The 15,899-nt window shown below is 72.1% G+C and carries 15 protein-coding genes; 2 read left to right on the top strand and 13 right to left on the bottom strand.

Annotated elements, in window-relative coordinates:
* Window positions 1-38: 38 nt before the first annotated feature.
* From rutD to MPPM_RS08015, 8 genes are all read right to left on the bottom strand, one after another.
* A complete protein-coding gene (gene rutD, locus MPPM_RS08050) occupies window positions 39-821 on the bottom strand; it encodes a pyrimidine utilization protein D (RefSeq protein WP_096484603.1) in 783 nt (260 codons plus the stop codon).
* Between the two features lie 4 nt (window positions 822-825).
* Complete coding sequence (rutC, locus tag MPPM_RS08045) at window positions 826-1,218, bottom strand: pyrimidine utilization protein C (protein WP_096484602.1); 393 nt, start codon at window positions 1,216-1,218, stop codon at window positions 826-828.
* A 14-nt stretch (window positions 1,219-1,232) separates the two neighbouring features.
* Window positions 1,233-1,979 (bottom strand): pyrimidine utilization protein B, encoded by a 747-nt coding sequence (rutB, locus tag MPPM_RS08040; protein ID WP_096484601.1) that lies wholly within the window; start codon window positions 1,977-1,979, stop codon window positions 1,233-1,235.
* Entirely contained in the window at window positions 1,979-3,073 is a 1,095-nt protein-coding gene (rutA, locus tag MPPM_RS08035) for a pyrimidine utilization protein A (RefSeq protein ID WP_096487777.1), read from the bottom strand. The genes rutB and rutA overlap by 1 nt, the downstream gene beginning before the upstream one ends.
* 251 nt (window positions 3,074-3,324) lie before the next feature.
* Window positions 3,325-3,966 (bottom strand): HTH-type transcriptional regulator RutR, encoded by a 642-nt coding sequence (gene rutR, locus MPPM_RS08030; RefSeq protein ID WP_096484600.1) that lies wholly within the window; start codon window positions 3,964-3,966, stop codon window positions 3,325-3,327.
* A 117-nt stretch (window positions 3,967-4,083) separates the two neighbouring features.
* Window positions 4,084-4,581 carry an ureidoglycolate lyase gene (locus MPPM_RS08025; RefSeq protein ID WP_096484599.1) on the bottom strand — a complete coding sequence of 166 codons (498 nt, stop codon included), beginning with the start codon at window positions 4,579-4,581 and terminating at the stop codon, window positions 4,084-4,086.
* Window positions 4,578-5,417: a bifunctional allantoicase/(S)-ureidoglycine aminohydrolase gene (locus MPPM_RS08020; RefSeq protein ID WP_096484598.1), complete on the bottom strand. Its 840-nt coding sequence runs from the start codon at window positions 5,415-5,417 to the stop codon at window positions 4,578-4,580. The genes MPPM_RS08025 and MPPM_RS08020 overlap by 4 nt, the downstream gene beginning before the upstream one ends.
* Window positions 5,418-5,455: 38 nt before the next feature.
* Complete coding sequence (locus MPPM_RS08015) at window positions 5,456-6,685, bottom strand: urate hydroxylase PuuD (RefSeq protein WP_096484597.1); 1,230 nt, start codon at window positions 6,683-6,685, stop codon at window positions 5,456-5,458.
* Window positions 6,686-6,820: 135 nt separating this feature from the next.
* Here MPPM_RS08015 and MPPM_RS08010 point away from each other — a divergent pair, with 135 nt between their 5' ends.
* Complete coding sequence (locus MPPM_RS08010) at window positions 6,821-7,753, top strand: LysR family transcriptional regulator (RefSeq protein ID WP_096484596.1); 933 nt, start codon at window positions 6,821-6,823, stop codon at window positions 7,751-7,753.
* 28 nt (window positions 7,754-7,781) lie between these two features.
* On the opposite strand, the gene puuE is transcribed toward MPPM_RS08010, so the two are convergent.
* On the bottom strand, window positions 7,782-9,194 hold the full coding sequence (gene puuE / locus MPPM_RS08005) for an allantoinase PuuE (protein WP_096484595.1): 1,413 nt from the start codon (window positions 9,192-9,194) through the stop codon (window positions 7,782-7,784).
* 248 nt (window positions 9,195-9,442) lie between these two features.
* On the opposite strand from puuE, the gene uraH reads away from it, so the two are divergent.
* Window positions 9,443-9,841 (top strand): hydroxyisourate hydrolase, encoded by a 399-nt coding sequence (gene uraH, locus MPPM_RS08000; RefSeq protein WP_017484975.1) that lies wholly within the window; start codon window positions 9,443-9,445, stop codon window positions 9,839-9,841.
* Here uraH and MPPM_RS07995 read toward each other — a convergent pair.
* The 4 genes from MPPM_RS07995 to MPPM_RS07980 form a co-directional block, all read right to left on the bottom strand.
* The gene (locus MPPM_RS07995; RefSeq protein WP_096484594.1) at window positions 9,826-10,347 is read right to left on the bottom strand and encodes a (2Fe-2S)-binding protein; all 522 of its coding nucleotides are present in this window, start codon (window positions 10,345-10,347) and stop codon (window positions 9,826-9,828) included. The two genes, uraH and MPPM_RS07995, sit on opposite strands and share 16 nt — an antisense overlap.
* Window positions 10,344-13,565 carry a molybdopterin cofactor-binding domain-containing protein gene (locus MPPM_RS07990; RefSeq protein ID WP_096484593.1) on the bottom strand — a complete coding sequence of 1,074 codons (3,222 nt, stop codon included), beginning with the start codon at window positions 13,563-13,565 and terminating at the stop codon, window positions 10,344-10,346. The genes MPPM_RS07995 and MPPM_RS07990 overlap by 4 nt, the downstream gene beginning before the upstream one ends.
* Before the next feature lie 73 nt (window positions 13,566-13,638).
* Window positions 13,639-14,499 carry an aromatic ring-hydroxylating oxygenase subunit alpha gene (locus MPPM_RS07985; protein ID WP_026105594.1) on the bottom strand — a complete coding sequence of 287 codons (861 nt, stop codon included), beginning with the start codon at window positions 14,497-14,499 and terminating at the stop codon, window positions 13,639-13,641.
* Complete coding sequence (locus MPPM_RS07980) at window positions 14,496-15,893, bottom strand: amidohydrolase family protein (RefSeq protein WP_244573513.1); 1,398 nt, start codon at window positions 15,891-15,893, stop codon at window positions 14,496-14,498. The genes MPPM_RS07985 and MPPM_RS07980 overlap by 4 nt, the downstream gene beginning before the upstream one ends.
* Window positions 15,894-15,899 lie beyond the last annotated feature (6 nt).

The raw sequence follows: 15,899 nt of genomic DNA, 5'->3' as shown, positions 1-15,899 counted from the left end.
CGGTCATGGCGGCGGCCTTGTCATGAGGGTGGGGCGCTTCAGGGACTTGCGAGGAAGTCGAGGAGCGTGCGGTTGAAGGCATCGGGGCGGGTGACGCTGTGGGCGTGGCCGCCCTCGGGTGCGAGGTCGAGGCGGGCGTTCGGGAGCCCGGCCGCGAGGACGTCCGAGGCGGTGAAGGGCACGAGCACGTCGTCGCGCGCGGCCATGACCAGGGTCTCGTGCGGAACCCGCGCGAGCGCGGCCGTCGCGTCGAACGCCTCCAGCGCGGATATGCGCGCCAGCACCGTCTCGGCGCCGGGGAAATGCGCCAGCGCCTGCGCCTCGTCGGCCGCGACCCGCGCGGCGTTCGCGGAGAGCCAGGGCGCCGGGTAGAGGAAGATCGCCTGGGCACGGACGAAGGCCTCGGGTCCGGCTCGGGTCAGCAGCGCCTTGCGGGCGGAAAAGCAGCGGCGCGTCGCCGGGTCCATCGCCGCCCAGCCGTTGATCACCACGATCCGCCCGACCCGTTCGGGATGGGTGAGGGCGAGTTGCAGGGCGATGAGGCCGCCGAGCGCGTGGCCGACGATGTCGGCCGTGCCGATGTCGAGGTGGTCGAGCAGGTCGAGAACGTCGCGGGCCATGGCCGCGATGTCGTGGCCCGGTTCGAGCGGGCCGGGGGAGCGCCCGGTGCCGCGGTGATCGTAGGTGACGACCCGGAAGCGTTCGGCCAGCACCGGCACCTGCGGTGCGAAGTAATGGGCCGAGCCGCCGAGCCCGGGCGAGAGCAGCACGGTGCGCCCGCCGGCCGGCCCGTGCAGCGCGTGATGGACGGGCGCGGCCATCGGCTCAGGCCGGCCGGCCGATATGGGCGACCGAGGCGATCTCGACGAGCGCCGCCGGCTTCACCAGCCCGCACTGGATGCAGTAGCGCGCCGGCTTCTCGCCGGGGAAGTACTCGGCATAGACGGCGTTGATGGCGCCGTAATCAGCCCAGTCCTTGAGGAAGATGTGGTTGAAGGTGACGTCGTCCATCGAACCGCCGGCGGCCTCGACGACGCCCTTGATCGTCTCCAGCACGTGCCGGGTCTGCGCACCGGCATCGCCCTCGTGGACGACGTTGTTGTCCGCGTCGAAGGCGAGCGTGCCGGAGACGTAGAGCACGCCATCGGCGAGGGTTCCCGGCACGTAGGGCGCGAGCGGCTTGCCGGTGCCGGGCGGGATCACGACGGTCTTGGGCATGGGGCAGTCTCCGGTCAGGCGGGGATGCGGCGGGCCTCGTCGGAGTGAAGCGCGGCCTCGAAGGCGGCGACGTCCGACACCCAGCCGAAGAAGGTCTCGATGTTGAGGAGCGCGCCCTCCTGCAGGGCGGGCGGGCCGGCCTGATGGGTGGCGTCGGCGAGCACGATTCCGAAATACTCGCGGTGGTAGCCGTCCCGCAGGGTCGATTCCACGCAGACATTCGTGGCGATGCCGGTGAAGACCAGGGTGCGGATGCCGCGGGCCCGCAGCATGCTGTCCAGCGGCGTGTTGTAGAAGCCGCTGTAGCGCGGCTTGGCCAGGACGATGTCGCCGGGCTCCGGCCTCAGCGCATCGACCAGCGCGTAGTCCCAGGTGCCCTTGGCGAGCAGCCGCTGGTTCATCTCCGGCCGGCGGCGCATGGTCTTGAGCGCGTTCGACTTGTGCCAGTTCGGCGAGCCCGGCCCCCCGGCCTCGACGTAGTCCGGGTCCCAGCCGTTCTGGAACCAGATCACAAGGAGGCCCGCCGCGCGGGCCGCCGCCACGGCCCGGGCGATCCGCTTGATCACCGGTCCGGTCTGCGAGACGTCGAAGCCGGCGAGATCGAGATAGCCGCCCTTGGTCGCGTAGGCGTTCTGCATGTCGACGACGATCAGCGCGGTGGTGTCCGCGTCGAAGGCGATCGGCTCGGGGCGCGCCGGCAGCGTGACCGCGCCGCGGCGGCCGGACGAGTCGCGGTAGCCCGCGGGGGCCTCGGCCTCCATCACGCCACCTCCGCCAGCGTTTCCCCCGCGACGTGCCGGCGCGAGCGCATCAGCGGCTGGATCCGCGTGCCGAAATCGTCGAGGCCCTTCAGGAAGTCGTCGAAGACCAGCAGGACGCCGCCGGTGCCCGGCACCGTCACCACCTCGTCGAGCAGGGCGGCGACGGTGGCGTGGGAGCCGACCAGGGTGCCCATGTTGATGTTCACCGCCGAGGTTGGGTCAGCCATCTGGCGGATGTTGGTGTCGGCGCCGGACTTGGTGTCGGCCGCGCCCTGGAGGCCGAGCCACGCGATCGCCGCCTCGTCGGCGCCGGCCTTGTAGTGCTCCCACTTGGCGCGGGCGGCCTCGTCGGTCTCGTCGCTGATGACCATGAACAGGACGTAGGAGGACACGTCGCGGCCGGTCTTCGCCTTGGCCTCCTCCAGGCGCTCCACGGTCGGGGCGAAGGCCGTCGGCGTGTTGATCCCCTTGCCGAAGCAGAAATTGTAGTCGGCATGGGTCGCGGTGAAGGCCATGCCGGCGGCGCTCTGGCCGGCGCAGATGATCTTCATCTCCGCCTGCGGGCGCGGGCTCAGGCGGCAATCCTCCATCTGGAAGAATTCGCCCTTGAGGTCGCTGCTTCCGGTCTCCCACAGATCGCGCAGCACCTGCGCGTATTCGGAAAGATACTCGTAGCGGCGCCCGAAATACTCGTCGCCGGGCCACAGTCCCATCTGGGAGTATTCCGGCCGCTGCCAGCCGGTGACGAGATTGATGCCGAAGCGGCCGTTCGAGATCGAGTCGATGGTGGAGGCCATGCGCGCGACGATCGCCGGTGGCAGGCAAAGGGTCGGCGCCGTGGCGTAGAGCTTGATCCGGCTCGTGACCGCCGCGAGCCCGGCCATCAGCGTGAAGGATTCGAGGTTGTGGTCCCAGAACTCGGTCTTGCCGCCGAAGCCGCGCAGCTTGATCATCGAGAGCGCGAAGTCGAGACCGTACTTCTCCGCCTTGAGGGTGATCTGCTTGTTGAGCTCGAAACTCGGAAGGTACTGCGGCGCGTTCTCCGACAGGAGCCAGCCGTTGTTTCCGATCGGGATGAAGACACCGACATTCATGGCCTGATCTTCGGCCTGGGTCATGACAAACCCCCGCTCGCTCGTTCGGCCGGAACTTGGAAGAGCCGGCGACAACTGGACGGTAGCAAGTCAGACCATTTGGTCAAACTTTGAGAGCCGATATTTGACCGTTTGCACAAACTCTCCGCGCGATGCCCGCGGGGCGGGCCGACTCTGCTCACGGCCGATGCGGTTTCGCTCGGTTCGCTTCGGGTCTCGGCGCGGGGGCGGCGCGAATCAGGCCAGTCCGATCAGGCCAGTCCGAGGCTCGCCAGGATCAGCCTCTGGGTGCTCTCCACCGTCTGCTCGAAGAAGGCCTTGTCGCTAAGGTCGCGCCCGGTGATGGCCTCCACCTGCACCGCGAAGTCGGCGTAGTGCTGGGTCACCGCCCAGATCGCGAAGACGAGGTGGCGAGGATCGTGCGGGGCGATGCGCCCGTCCGCGATCCAGCCGCGCAGCACCGCGGCCTTGGCCTCGACCAGGGCCCGCAGGGGCCCTTCGATTTCGGCGCGCAGCAGCGGCGCGCCCTGGACGATCTCGAGGCAGAACAGCCGCGAGGCCCGCGGCGCGTCCCGGGACAGGGTGATCTTCGAGCGGATGTAGCGCCGGAGCGCCTCGGCCGGCTCGGATTCCGCGTCGAGCGCGTGGAGCGGGTCGAGCCAGACATCGAGCACGCGCCGCAGCACGGCGACGTAGAGGTCTTCCTTGGTGCGGAAGTAATAGAGCAGGTTCGTCTTCGAGAGCCCGGCGCGCAGGGCGATCTGGTCGAGGCTGGCGCCGTGCAGGCCGACGGTCGAGAAGACCTCCAGCCCGGCATCGAGCACGGCTTCCCGGCGCAGGGCGCCGTCGCGCCGCTGCCGGCGCGCAGGGGCCCCGATCCCGCTTCCGACCACGCCCGCGCCTCCCGATCCCTCGCCGCTCCTCGCGCGGCTCCCGGATCACCTATCCGATCCCGCGCGCGCCACCAATCGCCGGCGCCGCGACCGGCCCTGCCGGACGATCGAAGACCGTCACGCGAACGAAATGATCCAGGGCTCGCCGAAGCGATGCTCCTCCAGGTTCACCCCGGGGCCGTCCCGGTCGATCACCCAGAAATCCTGCGGCCGGTCGAGCGGCGTCAGAACGCCGTGCCAGGTGCCGGGCGCGTAGCAGACGCCCTGGCCGGGAGCGGTGAGAAAGGCCCGCGGCCGTCCGGGCGTGCCGCCCTCGTCCGGGCAGACGACGACGAGGAAGGGCGCGGCGTCGAGGGGAATGAAGGCCTGGGCGCCGAGCGGGTGGCGCTCGACGAGGCTCAAGCGGAGCGGCAGCGTGTAGGGATCGGCCTCGACGGCGCCGATCACCACCCGTCCGCCCACGCCCGCGACGGCCACCTGCGCGAGGTCGTGGAAGCGGCGAGCCTTGCCGGCGTTCATCGGCCGCGGGGCGACGCCCGCCCTGTCGATGAGCGTGCCGAACGGCGCGAAGGCTGCCTGAGTCAGCGGCTCGACGGGGATCTGCCGGTCGCTCACCGGGACGCCCCGAACGGCGCGAGCGCCGCGTGGCGGTTCACGTCCTTGTAGAGCAGGTAGCGGAAGGGGCCGGGGCCGCCGGCGTAGCAGGCCTGCGGGCAGAAGGCGCGCAGCCACAGGAAGTCGCCGGCCTCGACCTCGACCCAGTCGCGGTTGAGCCGGTAGACCGCCTTCCCCTCCAGCACGAATAGGCCGTGCTCCATCACATGCGTCTCCTCGAACGGGATGACCCCTCCGGGCCGAAGTGTGACGATGTTGACGTGCATGTCGTGGCGCAGGTCGTCGGGCGGGACGAAGCGGGTGGTGGCCCAGGCGCCGTCCGTGTCGGGCATCGCCGCCGGGGCGATCTCGGATTCGTGGGTGACGAGGGCCGGCGGGCAGGCGATGCCCTCGACGCGCTGGTAGGCCTTGCGGATCCAGTGGAAGCGCGCTGGCTCGTCTCCCTCGCCGCGCAGGCTCCAGGCCGCCTCCGGCGGCAGGTAGACGTAGCTTCCGGGGCGCAGGGCATGCGCCTGTCCGTCGAGGACGAGGCGGAGGCGGCCGCCGACCACGAACAGCACGCCCTCGGCGCGGGGGTCGGGCTCCGGCCGCTCGCTGCCGCCGCCGGGCGCGACCTCCATCAGGTACTGCGCGAAGGTCTCGGAGAAGCCCGACAGGGGCCGCGACAGCATCCAGGCCCGCGTCCCCTCCCAGAACGGCAGCACGCTCGTGACGATGTCGCGCATCACCCCCTTCGGAATGACGGCGTAGGCCTCTGTGAACACGGCCCGGCCCGTCATCAGCGCCGTCTGGGGCGGCAGCCCGCCGCAGGGCGGATTGTAGGGGGAAGCGGTCATTGCGAGGGTTTCCGGTGTCACGGGGTCGGACGGAGATCTCAGTGCGCGGCGTCCGCCAGCCAGGCCGCGATCACGCCGCGCTCCGCGTCGGTCATCTCGGTCACGTTGTTGGGCGGCATGTTGTGCGTCAGCACGACCTGCCGCCGGATCGCCTCGGCCTGACGGCCAATGGCCTCGGCGGTGTCGAGACGAACGCCCTTCGGCGCGACGCCGATCCCGTCCCAGATCGGTTCGGCCGCGTGGCACATGGCGCAGCGCCCGGCGACGAGTTCGACGACGTGGTCCGGCGGCGCGGCGCCCCCGTGACCGGCCGAGGCCAGGGCGGCGACCGGCAGGCCCAGCACCGCGCGGCCCCCGGCACTTCCGGCGACCGCGAGGACGAAGGCGGCGGCCAGCCCGGCCGAGGCCGCGGCCCAGGCCCACCACGGCGAGCGGGCGTGGTCGGCATGGCGCACGTTGTAGAAGAAGCGGATCACCGCACCCGAGGCGGTGACGAGCGCGACGATGAGCGGGATCGCCGCCTTCGACGCGAACAGCATCGGGTAGTGGTTGGCGATCATCATCAGCACGACCGGCAGGGTCAGGTAGTTGTTCTGCGCCGAGCGCTGCTTGGCTTGCTTGCCGAGGCTCGGATCCGGCCGCTCCCCCTTCATGAGCGCGGCGACGACCTTGCGCTGGTTCGGGATGATGATGAAGAAGACGTTGCCGGCCATCCACGTCGCCATCAGGGCGCCGGTATGGATCAGGGCGCCGCGGCCGCTGAACACCTGCGAGAAGCCGAAGGCGGCGAGCGTGATGGCCAGCAGGCCGATCGCCGCGAGGCCCGTCTCGCTCGCCCCGAGCCTTGAGCGGCAGATGCGGTCGTAGACCACCCAGCCGAGCGCCAGCGCCCCGACGCCGAGCGCCGCCGCGACCGGGGCCGACAGGTCCATCACCGCCGGGTCGACGAGGTAGAGCCGCGACTGCGCGTAGTAGATCCAGGCCAGCAGCACGAAGCCCGACAGCCACGTCGTATAGGCCTGCCATTTGTGCCAGGTGAGGTCCGGGGAGAGGTGCTCCGGCGCGACGAAATACTTGCGCATCTCGTAGAAGCCGCCGCCATGCACCTGCCAGGCCGCGGCGCCTTCGCCGGCCGGGATGTCCGGCGTCCGCTTCAGCGAGGCGTCGAGATGCATGAAGAAGAACGACGAGCCGATCCAGGCCATCGCAGCAACGATGTGGAGCCAGCGCAGCAGCATGCTCCCCCATTCCCAGACGAAGCTCTCCACCGCCTCTTCCTCTCCTGTCCGGCCGCGATCCTACCGCTGCGGGCGGGCTTGTATGCCCATCAAATTCCTTGCCAGTTTTCGAAAATTTCGCGAGATCGAAGATCGTTTCGGCGACCGTGCGGGGTGCGGAGGGGGATGCTGTCGCTGGAGAGTATCCGCATCTTCATGCGCGCGGCGGAGACCGGCAGCTTCTCGGCCGCCGGCCGCGCGCTGCGCCTGTCGCCCTCAGTGATCAGCTACCGCATCCAGACGCTGGAGGAGCATCTCGGCTGCCTGCTGCTCACCCGCACGACGCGGCGGATGAACCTGACGGAGGCCGGCCGCGTCTTCTACGACCGCTGCCTCGACATCGCCGCCTCCGTGGAGCGGGCGGAGAAGAGCGTCGAGACCCAGGGCGCCGCGCCGCGCGGGACGCTGAAGGTCACCGCCCCCCTGGCCCTGGGCCGGCGCGTTGTGGCGCCGCTGATCCCCGCCTTCCGCGAGCGCCATCCGGAGACGGATGTCCACCTCCGGCTCTCCGATCACCTGCTCGACCTCGTGCAGGAGGCGGTCGACGTGGCGGTCCGGCTGGCGCAGATGCGCGACTCGACCTTCACCCTGCGCAAGGTCGCCGAGATCGAGCGGATCCTGTGCGCCTCACCGGACTATCTCGCCGAGCATCCCGCCCCCGGGAGCCCGGCCGAGCTCATCGATCATTCCTGCCTGCTGCTGCGGTTTCCCGGCTCCGAGCAATTCCGCTGGAGCTTGCGCGACGGCGACGAGGTCGTGACGCTGCCCGTGTCCGGGCGCATCGACGCGGATGACGGCGACGTGCTGACCGAATGGGCGATTCAGGGGCTGGGCATCGTCCTCAAGCCCGTCTTCGAGGTGGCGCCCTATCTCGCCGACGGCCGCCTCGTGCCGGTCCTGCCGCGGACGCCGCCGCTCCCGGTGACCCTCGGCGTGGTCTATCCGTCGCGAAAGATGCTGCCCAACCGTGCCAAGACCTTCGTCGAGATGACGACCGAGGCCCTGCGCGCCCATGTCGGCGCCGGGCTCGACTTGATCGGCCGGCGCCTGGCGCGTTAGGGGCGAGCGCCGGGAGGCCCGCGCGGGATCAACCCGCCGACGGCAGGCGGTCCTTCAGCCGCAGCCACGCGATCCGCTCGATCTGGCGCAGCGCCTCCTGGAATTCCTGCTCGGGATCATTGCGCAGCCGCGCCTCGAACGCCGCCAGGATCGCCTCGCGGCCGCTGCCCTTGATCGCCATGACGAAGGGCAGGTCGAAGCGCGCGCGATAGGCCGCGTTCAGCCGCTCGAACCGCGCCAGTTCCTCGGCCGAGAGCGCGCCGAGGCCGGCGCTGCCCTGCTCGGCGGTGGAGGCCTGCGTCAGCTGCCCGGCCTGGGCGAGCCGTCCGGCGAGTTCGGGATGGGCGCGGATGAGGGCGCGCTGGCGCTCGGCGGGCAGGCCGCGCAGGGCGCCGACGAGGGCGGCATGGAGCCCCTCCGCGCTGTCCTCGCGGGCGGTGAGGCCAGCCTGCCACGCCCGGAGCGCGATCTCCGGCGTGTCCTCGAAGATGTCGCCGAAGCGGGTGAGGAACTGCGCCGCGCTCATGCTGCTCGGGCGTAAGGCTTCGGCCGGGTGCCGCGCCGCCCAGTGCCGGGCGATGTCGATGCGGCGCGCCAGCCAGACGCCGTCATGGGCGGCGACGTGGTCGAGGAAGCGCGCGAGCGCGGCGATGCGGCCGGGCCGGCCGACCAGCCGGCAGTGGAGCCCCACCGACATCATCTTCGGCGCCGTGGCGCCCTCCGCGTAGAGCGCGTCGAAGCTGTCGCGCAGGTAGGCGAAGAAGTGCTCGCCGGTGTTGAAGCCCTGCGCTGTGGCGAAGCGCATGTCGTTGGCATCGAGGGTGTAGGGCACCACGAGGCCGGTTCCGGCCCGGCCGTACAGCCAGTAGGGCAGGTCGTCGGCGTAGGAATCGGCGAGATAGGCGAAGCCCCGTTCCAGGCCGAGTTCCAGCGTGTTGACGGAGGAGCGGCCGGTGTACCAGCCGAGGGGGCGCTCGCCGGTCACCTCCTCGTGCAGGCGGATCGCCGCATCCATCTGCGCCGCCTCCTCCGCGCGCGGCATGTCGCGGTAATCGATCCATTTGAGGCCGTGGCTCGCGATCTCCCAGGCCGCCTCCCGCATCGCGGCGACGGCGTCGGGGTTGCGCGCGAGCGCGGTGGCGACGCCGAACACGGTGACCGGCACGGCGCGCTGCGTGAACAGGCGCCACAGCCGCCAGAAGCCGGCGCGGGCGCCGTACTCGTAGAGCGATTCCATGTTCATGTGGCGCTGGCCCGGCCAGGGTGCGGCGCCGACGATTTCGGACAGGAACGCCTCGGAGGCCGCATCCCCGTGCAGGATGCAGTTCTCGCCCCCCTCCTCGTAATTGAGCACGATCTGCACGGCGATCCGGGCGCCGCCGGGCCAGTCCGCCTGCGGAACGTCGCGGCCGTATCCGATCAAGTCGCGGGAGGTGTGCATCGATGACCCCGGGTCTGCCGCGCAGGCGCGCGGATCGTTTCGGCTCGTTTCGGCCCATCGCGAAGGCGCCACGATAGCGCTGCGCCGTTCCGCGATCTGTCGGACTTTTCGAAAGCTGCTCCCGAAAATCCTGGCGAAAATCCGGGTTGGTGCGCGGGACCCGATCTGCAAGGGTTGCGCGGCCGGCGAAGCGCGACCTTAGGGCCGCTGCTGTCGCCCGGCGGCTCCCCAGGAGGAACCCGCATCCCATGGCCGTCGCAACACCCGCCGCACCGCCGGATGCCAAGCGGCTCACGACCCACGTGCTCGATACCTCCACCGGACGCCCGGCGGCGGGTCTGACCCTTCATCTCCTGCGCATCGAGGGCGAAACCCGCACGCGTCTCAAGACGGTCGCGACCAATGCCGACGGCCGCTGCGACGCGCCCCTCCTCTCGGGACGCGCGATGGAGCCCGGCACCTACGAGATCGCCTTCGAGGTCGGCGCCTACTTCGCCGCCGGCGGCAGCGCCGATGGCGCTCCCTCCTTTCTCGACATCGTGCCCGTGCGCTTCCGGATCGCGCCGGAGGGCCGGGACGCCCCCGCTCATCTCCACGTGCCGCTCCTGATCTCCCCCTACGGCTACAGCACCTATCGCGGCAGCTGAGACCCGGACGGGCCCGGCTCCGCCCCGGTGGCCCCGCGCGCGGCGCGCAGCCGGTCCCGCGCGGCCAGCGCCCCGCGCAGGATCGAGGCATATCCCGTGCAGCGGCAGAGATTGCCGGTCAGCGCCGCCCGGATCTCCGCCTCGCCGGCCTCCGGCGCGCGGTTCAGCAGGGCGGCCAGCGCGAGGACGAAGCCCGGGGCGCAGTAGCCGCACTGGAAGGCGTTCTCGTCGATGAGGGCCGCGCGCACGATCGCCACCGCCGGGCCCGCCTCGGGATGGTCCGCGGTCAGGATCTCGGTCCCCTCCAGGCGATAGGCCATGACGAGGCAGGCGTTGATGGGCCGCCCGTCCATCAGGACCGTGCAGGCGCCGCAGCGCCCGATCCGGCATCCGGGCTTCGCCGCGGTGAGCCCGTGATCCTCGCGCAGGATGTCGAGGAGGCTGCGGGCGGCATCGCCGGGGAGGACGCCGTCGCGCCCGTTCAGGCGGAAGCGCGGCGCGCTCACGCCGCCGCTCCGTCGCAGAGCGCCCGCAGGAGGGTCTCGGGCGAGAACGGCGCGGCGCCGGGCCAGTGGCCGACGGCGTCGGCCACCGCCGCCGCGATGGCCGGGGTCACCGCGCCGATGCCGAGTTCGCCGATTCCGCGCGGGCCGTAGGGATCGTCCGGATCGAGATCCTCCAGGGCGAGGACGCGGCTGCGCTCCGGCGCGTCGGCGATGGTGGGCATCAGGTAGCCGTCGAGGTTCGAGACCGCGTAGCGTCCGGCCTCCATTCGCGCATCCTCGGTGAGGGAGAAGCCGAGCCCCTGCACGCCCCCGCCCTCGATCTGGCCGAGATAGGCGGCGGCATCGAGCACCGGGCCGGCGGCGGTGTGCTGATGGAGGTCGAGTACGCGAACTTCCCCCGTCACGCGGTCCACGGCGACGCGGGCCAGGGTCGCGCCGAAGGCGAAGAGGTAGCGGGCATTGCCCGCCACGTAGTCGGCCTTGGGAAAGTCGAAGGCGGCGCGGGAGCGCGGCAGGGCCTCGGGCGGAAGGCCGGCGGCGAGTTCGGCGAAGCCGAGGAGCGGGCGCCCGCTGTTCGAGCGCGCCTCGCGGATGCCGCCGGGGCCGAGGGCCAGATCGGCCGATCCCGAGCCGTCCGGCGCCTCGCCCTGCGGCCGCCTGCCGAGGCGCTGCGCCGCCGCGTCGAGCAGGGCGCGGGCGAAGGCGGGCGCGGCGCGCCGGGCCCCCTCCCAGACCACGAAGGTGCCGCGCGACGCCGTGGTGGAGCCGGAATCCGGAGTGCGCCCGGTATCGCCGATCACCGGACGGATCTCGGCGCGGTCCACCCCGAGGCGCGCGGCGACGGCGCTGCGGATCGCCGCCTGGAGCCCCTGGCCGATCTCGTCGAGGCCGTAGAGCGCCTCGATCGCACCGTCGGCCGCGAGCCGCAGCTCGACGGCGGCGCGATCCTCCGGCAGCGAGCCGAGGCCGTTGCCCTGATAGTTGAGCGCCAGTCCAACGCCGACCGCCGCCGGCTCCGACTCTTGTCCTTGTCCTTGTCCTTGCCCGGCCGACCAGAGCGGGCTCGCCGCGGCGGCGTCGAGCATCTCGGCGAGGCGCTCGCTCGGTCCCACCGTCTGGCCGAAGAAGCCGGGACTGCCCGGCGCCCGCAGGTTGCGGCGGCGGAGCGTGACGGGATCGCAGCCCACGGCCTGCGCGAGGCGTCCCATCTGGCACTCGATCGCGTAGGTCATCTCGTTGGCGCCGAAGCCGCGGAACGCGCCGCAGGTGCCGTTGTTGGTCGCCACGAGCCGCGCGACCCCCGCGACGTTCGGGACGATGTAGGGGCCGCAGCAATGCTCCAGCGCCGTCTCGATCACCGCGGGGCTCAGGGAGGCGTAGGCGCCGCCATCCGCGGTCAGCTCCACGGAGACGGCGAGCAGGCGGCCCTCGGCATCGCAGCCGGTGCGCATGCGGATCCGCATCGGGTTGCGCTTGATCCCCGCCGCCACCGATTCCGACCGGCCGAGATGGAGGCGCACCGCCCGCCCGGTCTTCACCGCGAGCAGCGCGAGGGCCGGCTGCACGGTCAACTCGTCCTTGCCGCCGAAGGCGCCGCCGGTGGGACTGGTGACGACCCGGACCCGCGCTTCCGGCCAGCCGAGGATGCGGGCGATCTGCAGCCGGTCGCGGGCGCCGTGCTGGCCGCCGACGCGGATCGTGAGCGAGCCGTCGGCTTCCATCATCGCCCAGCCGCCCTCGGTCTCGAGGAAGCCGTGCATCTGCCGCGGCGTCACGTAGGTGTCCTCGACCACGTGGGCGCAGGCCGCGAAGGCCGACTCAATGTCTCCCCGCGCGACACGGACCTCGCGGCGCAGATTGCCCTCCGGATGGAGCGGCGGCGCGCCGGGGGCGAGCGCCGCCTCCGGGCTGTCGAGGACCGGCAGCGGCGCGTAGGCGACGCGGATCAGGGCGAGGGCGGCCTCGGCGGTGGCCTCGTCCACGGCGGCCACCGCCGCCACCGCGTCGCCGACATAGCGCACGCGCTCGCCGCAGAGGGCGGGCTGATCCTGCACCATGATCCCGTAGGCGTTGAGTCCCGGCACGTCGCGGTGGGTCACCACGGCGGCGACCCCCGGCAGGACCTCCGCCTCCGCGGTGTCGATCGAGAGGATGCGGGCATGCGGCCGGCCGGCGCGCAGGATGCGGCCGACGAGCATCCCCGGCGCCCGCGCATCGGTGAGATAGGCGAGCCGGCCGTGAACCTTGTCGGCGATGTCCGGCCGCCGGTGCCATCCCGCCGGATCGGCCGCGCGCGAGACCACACGCTCGCCGGCCGGGGCACCGGTGCCGACGGGCCGGTAACGAGGAAGCGCTCCGGAGCGGCCTTCCGCGCCAGGAAGCATGCCGGCCCCGCCGAGGCCGGCGACGAGGGCGTTGGCCGCCGCCAGACGCCGGTAGCGGGCACTGCGCAGGCTGTCGTCCGGCGCGTCGATCTCGGCCAAGAGCGCGGCGTGGAGGCCGGCCCAGTCGACGGCGGCCGGCGGGCGGCCGGCGAGGAGAGCCTCGGATCGGGGCAGACGCTGCGGGCGCACCGGCCCCCCCCCGGCCGCGAGGCGGGCCGCGCCGATGACGCCGTGATCGAGGGAGAGCAGGCCCGCAACGCCGATGACGCTCGGGCTGAAGGCCGCCCGCAGGCCCACCTTCCGCAGCGTCGTGGGCGCCCCCTCCGGCTGCGGCGGGAGCGTGACGGCGAGGAGGAGGCTCGCCGACTCCGCGGCCCGCCCGAGCCAGTCGGCGAGCGCCACCCGCTCCCGGCCCGCCGCCGTCAGGATCTCCAGGGCCGCGTCGAGGGCGAGCAGGGCGGGCAGGCAGCAGCCCGTCCGCCCCGCCACGTTGCCGCCGAGGCTCGCCAGGCTGCGCACCGCCGGGGCGGCGACGGTCCGCACCGCCCGGCCGAGGAGCGGGGCGAGCCGCGCGACGGTCGCGTCCGCCTCGATCTCCGCGAGCGGAGTGGCGGCGCCGATCCGAAGATTGCCGCCCACGGCCTCGACGCCGCGCAGTTCCGGCAAGCCGGAAAGGTCGACGAGAAGGTCCGGACGCTCCGCCCCCGCCGCCCAGTCGAGCTGGAGCGCGGTGGCGCCGGCGGCGAGCCGGGCCTCCCCGCCGTGCCGCGACAGGGCGGCGAGCGCCTCGCCGGCCTCGCGCGGCCGCAGGACGCGCAGGGCCCGCCCGCTCATGCCCGAACCTTTCCGGCCGGTCCCCATCCCCCGGCGCGTCCGGTGCGCCAGGGGCGGGCTTCAGCGGGGCGCCTCATCCGTGCCCCACCGTGCCGAAGCGCAGCCCCTTCTCCTTGAGCCAGCGCCGGTAGACCACGGAGGACTTGTCGGCCCGCGTCGGGATCTCGTGACGGGGCTCCAGCGGCAGCCTCAGGGGGCGCTGGTTCTCGACGATGATGCGGTCCTGCAGGAAGATCACCTGCTCGAAGTTCAGCAGCGCCGTGTGGGTCGAGCAGGAATCCACGAGGTACATCACGGGCTGGGCCCGGCACAGCTCCTCCTCCATCGGCTGAATGAACAGGGCGATGGCGTCGAGGCGGTCGGGAGCGCTCGGGCAGACCCGGTAGAGCATCACCACGAAGGGCGAGGGCACGCGGTAGGTCAGGCGGACGAAATCGCCCTCCGTCTCGGTCGCGGCGATGCGGGGCTGGAAGAAGCTGCAATTCGTCGCCCAGACCTCGTCGACGTCGCGGCGGATCTCGGAGGCGTAGGCCGGCACCTCGGTGTTCGGCTCGGCGCCGAGGATGTCGGTGTGGACGAAGGGGAAATGGGCCATGTCGAGGAAGTTCTCGACCACGCGCGGGCCGGAGGTGCGCATCTTCACCCAGCCGCAGGGGACGTGGCGGCGGTCCGCCTCGTCGGCTTCGGTGATCGCGACCACGTCGCGGTTCGGGTGCCCGAGGGTGGTCCAGAGGCAGCCGTAGCGCTCGCGCACCGGAAGCGGCGGCCCGAACCCATCGGCCAGGCGCTCGCGCACCCGCGGCGACCCGTCCGGCAGCCGGTCGCAGACGATGTCCTGGCCGAGGAGGCGCGTGACGACGGGGGCCGCGGTCACGGCCGTCGCGGTCTCGACGGCGTACCATTCGTCGAGGGCCACCCGGTCGTCGGTCTTCATCGGCCGGGCCCGGTCCACTGGACGGAGCCGGTCTCGTTCTCGGCGAGCCACGCCGCGCGGCGCTCGAACAGGCCCGGCGCGAGGCCGCGGACATGGTCGATCAGGGCGCGCAGGTCGGCGGTCTTGAGGCGGCCGTCCTCGACGACCACGACGCCGTCGACCATGGTCACGTCGACATCCGAGCCCCGCACCGCGTGGACGAGGTTGTGCTGGAGGTTGAACCAGGGGCCGTCGCCGAAGAGCGGCGTCATCCGCGGCGTGTCGGTGCGGATCGCGATCAGGTCGGCGCGCTTGCCCGGTTCGAGGGAGCCGATCTCACGGTCGAGTCCGAGCGCCTTCGCGCCCAGGATCGTTCCCATCCGCAGCGCCTCCCAGGAATCGAGGGCCGCCGCGTCGAGGGTCTTGAGCTTGCCGAGCAGCGAGGCGGCCTTCATCTCCTCGAACACGTCGAGGTTGTTGTTCTCCTTCTCGCCGTCGGTGCCGAGACCGACCGCGACGCCGGCCTTCAGCATCGCCTCGACCGGCGCGATGCCGCTCGCCAGCTTCATGTTGCTGACGGGGTTGTGCGCCACCGCGACGCCGCGGGCGGCGATCAGCTCGATCTCGGCGGCGTCGAGCCAGACCGCGTGGGCGATGAGCGCGTGCGGCGTCTCGAAGAAGCCGAGCCGGTCGAGGGCGAACATCGCCCGGCAGCCGTAGCGCTGCTCGAACTCGGCGACCTCGACTTCGGCCTCGCTGCAATGGGTGTGGAAGCCGGTGCGGTGGCGCTGGGCCATCTCGATGGCGCGCCGCTGCCCAGCCTCGTCGGCGTAGAACAGGTGCTCCAGCCCGACCCAGACGCTGATGCGCCCGTTCGCGCTGCCGTGCCGGCTCTCGATCAGCCTCTCGTTGTCGTCGAGGCGGTCGAAATAGTCGTAGTCGGGATGCTCGCCGACATAGGGCACGCAGACGAGGCGGTTGCCCAGGGTCTCGGCGGCCCGCGCGCTGCCCTCCATGAAGCGCCACATGTCGAGCATCGTCGTGCTGCCGGAGAGAAGCCCCTCGGCGTAGCAGAGCCAGGAGGCGGCCTCCGCCTCCTCGGGGCGCAGCAGCCGGTGCATCGGGTTGATGTGCAGCCGCAGCCAGTCCCAGACCGGGAGATGCTCGGCGGTGCCGCGCAGGAAGCCCGAATGCATGTGCGCGTTGACGAGGCCCGGCATCAGCAGCCGGTCGGGCAGACGCACGACGGCCGCGCCCGGATTCGCGGCGGCGATCGCCTCGCGGGGGCCGACCGCGCCGATCCGGCTCCCCTGGATCAGGACGGCGCCGTCGGTGAGGACGCGGTTGTCCGGGTCCATCGTCACGACGAGGTCGGCGGCGAGGATCCGGTCTTGGCTGATGGGCTCTTGGCTCATGTCGGG

The organism is Methylorubrum populi, from assembly GCF_002355515.1.
Taxonomy (GTDB): domain Bacteria; phylum Pseudomonadota; class Alphaproteobacteria; order Rhizobiales; family Beijerinckiaceae; genus Methylobacterium; species Methylobacterium populi_A.
Note: the sequence above shows the minus strand (reverse complement) of the source record. Positions and strands in the feature narration are given on the sequence as shown.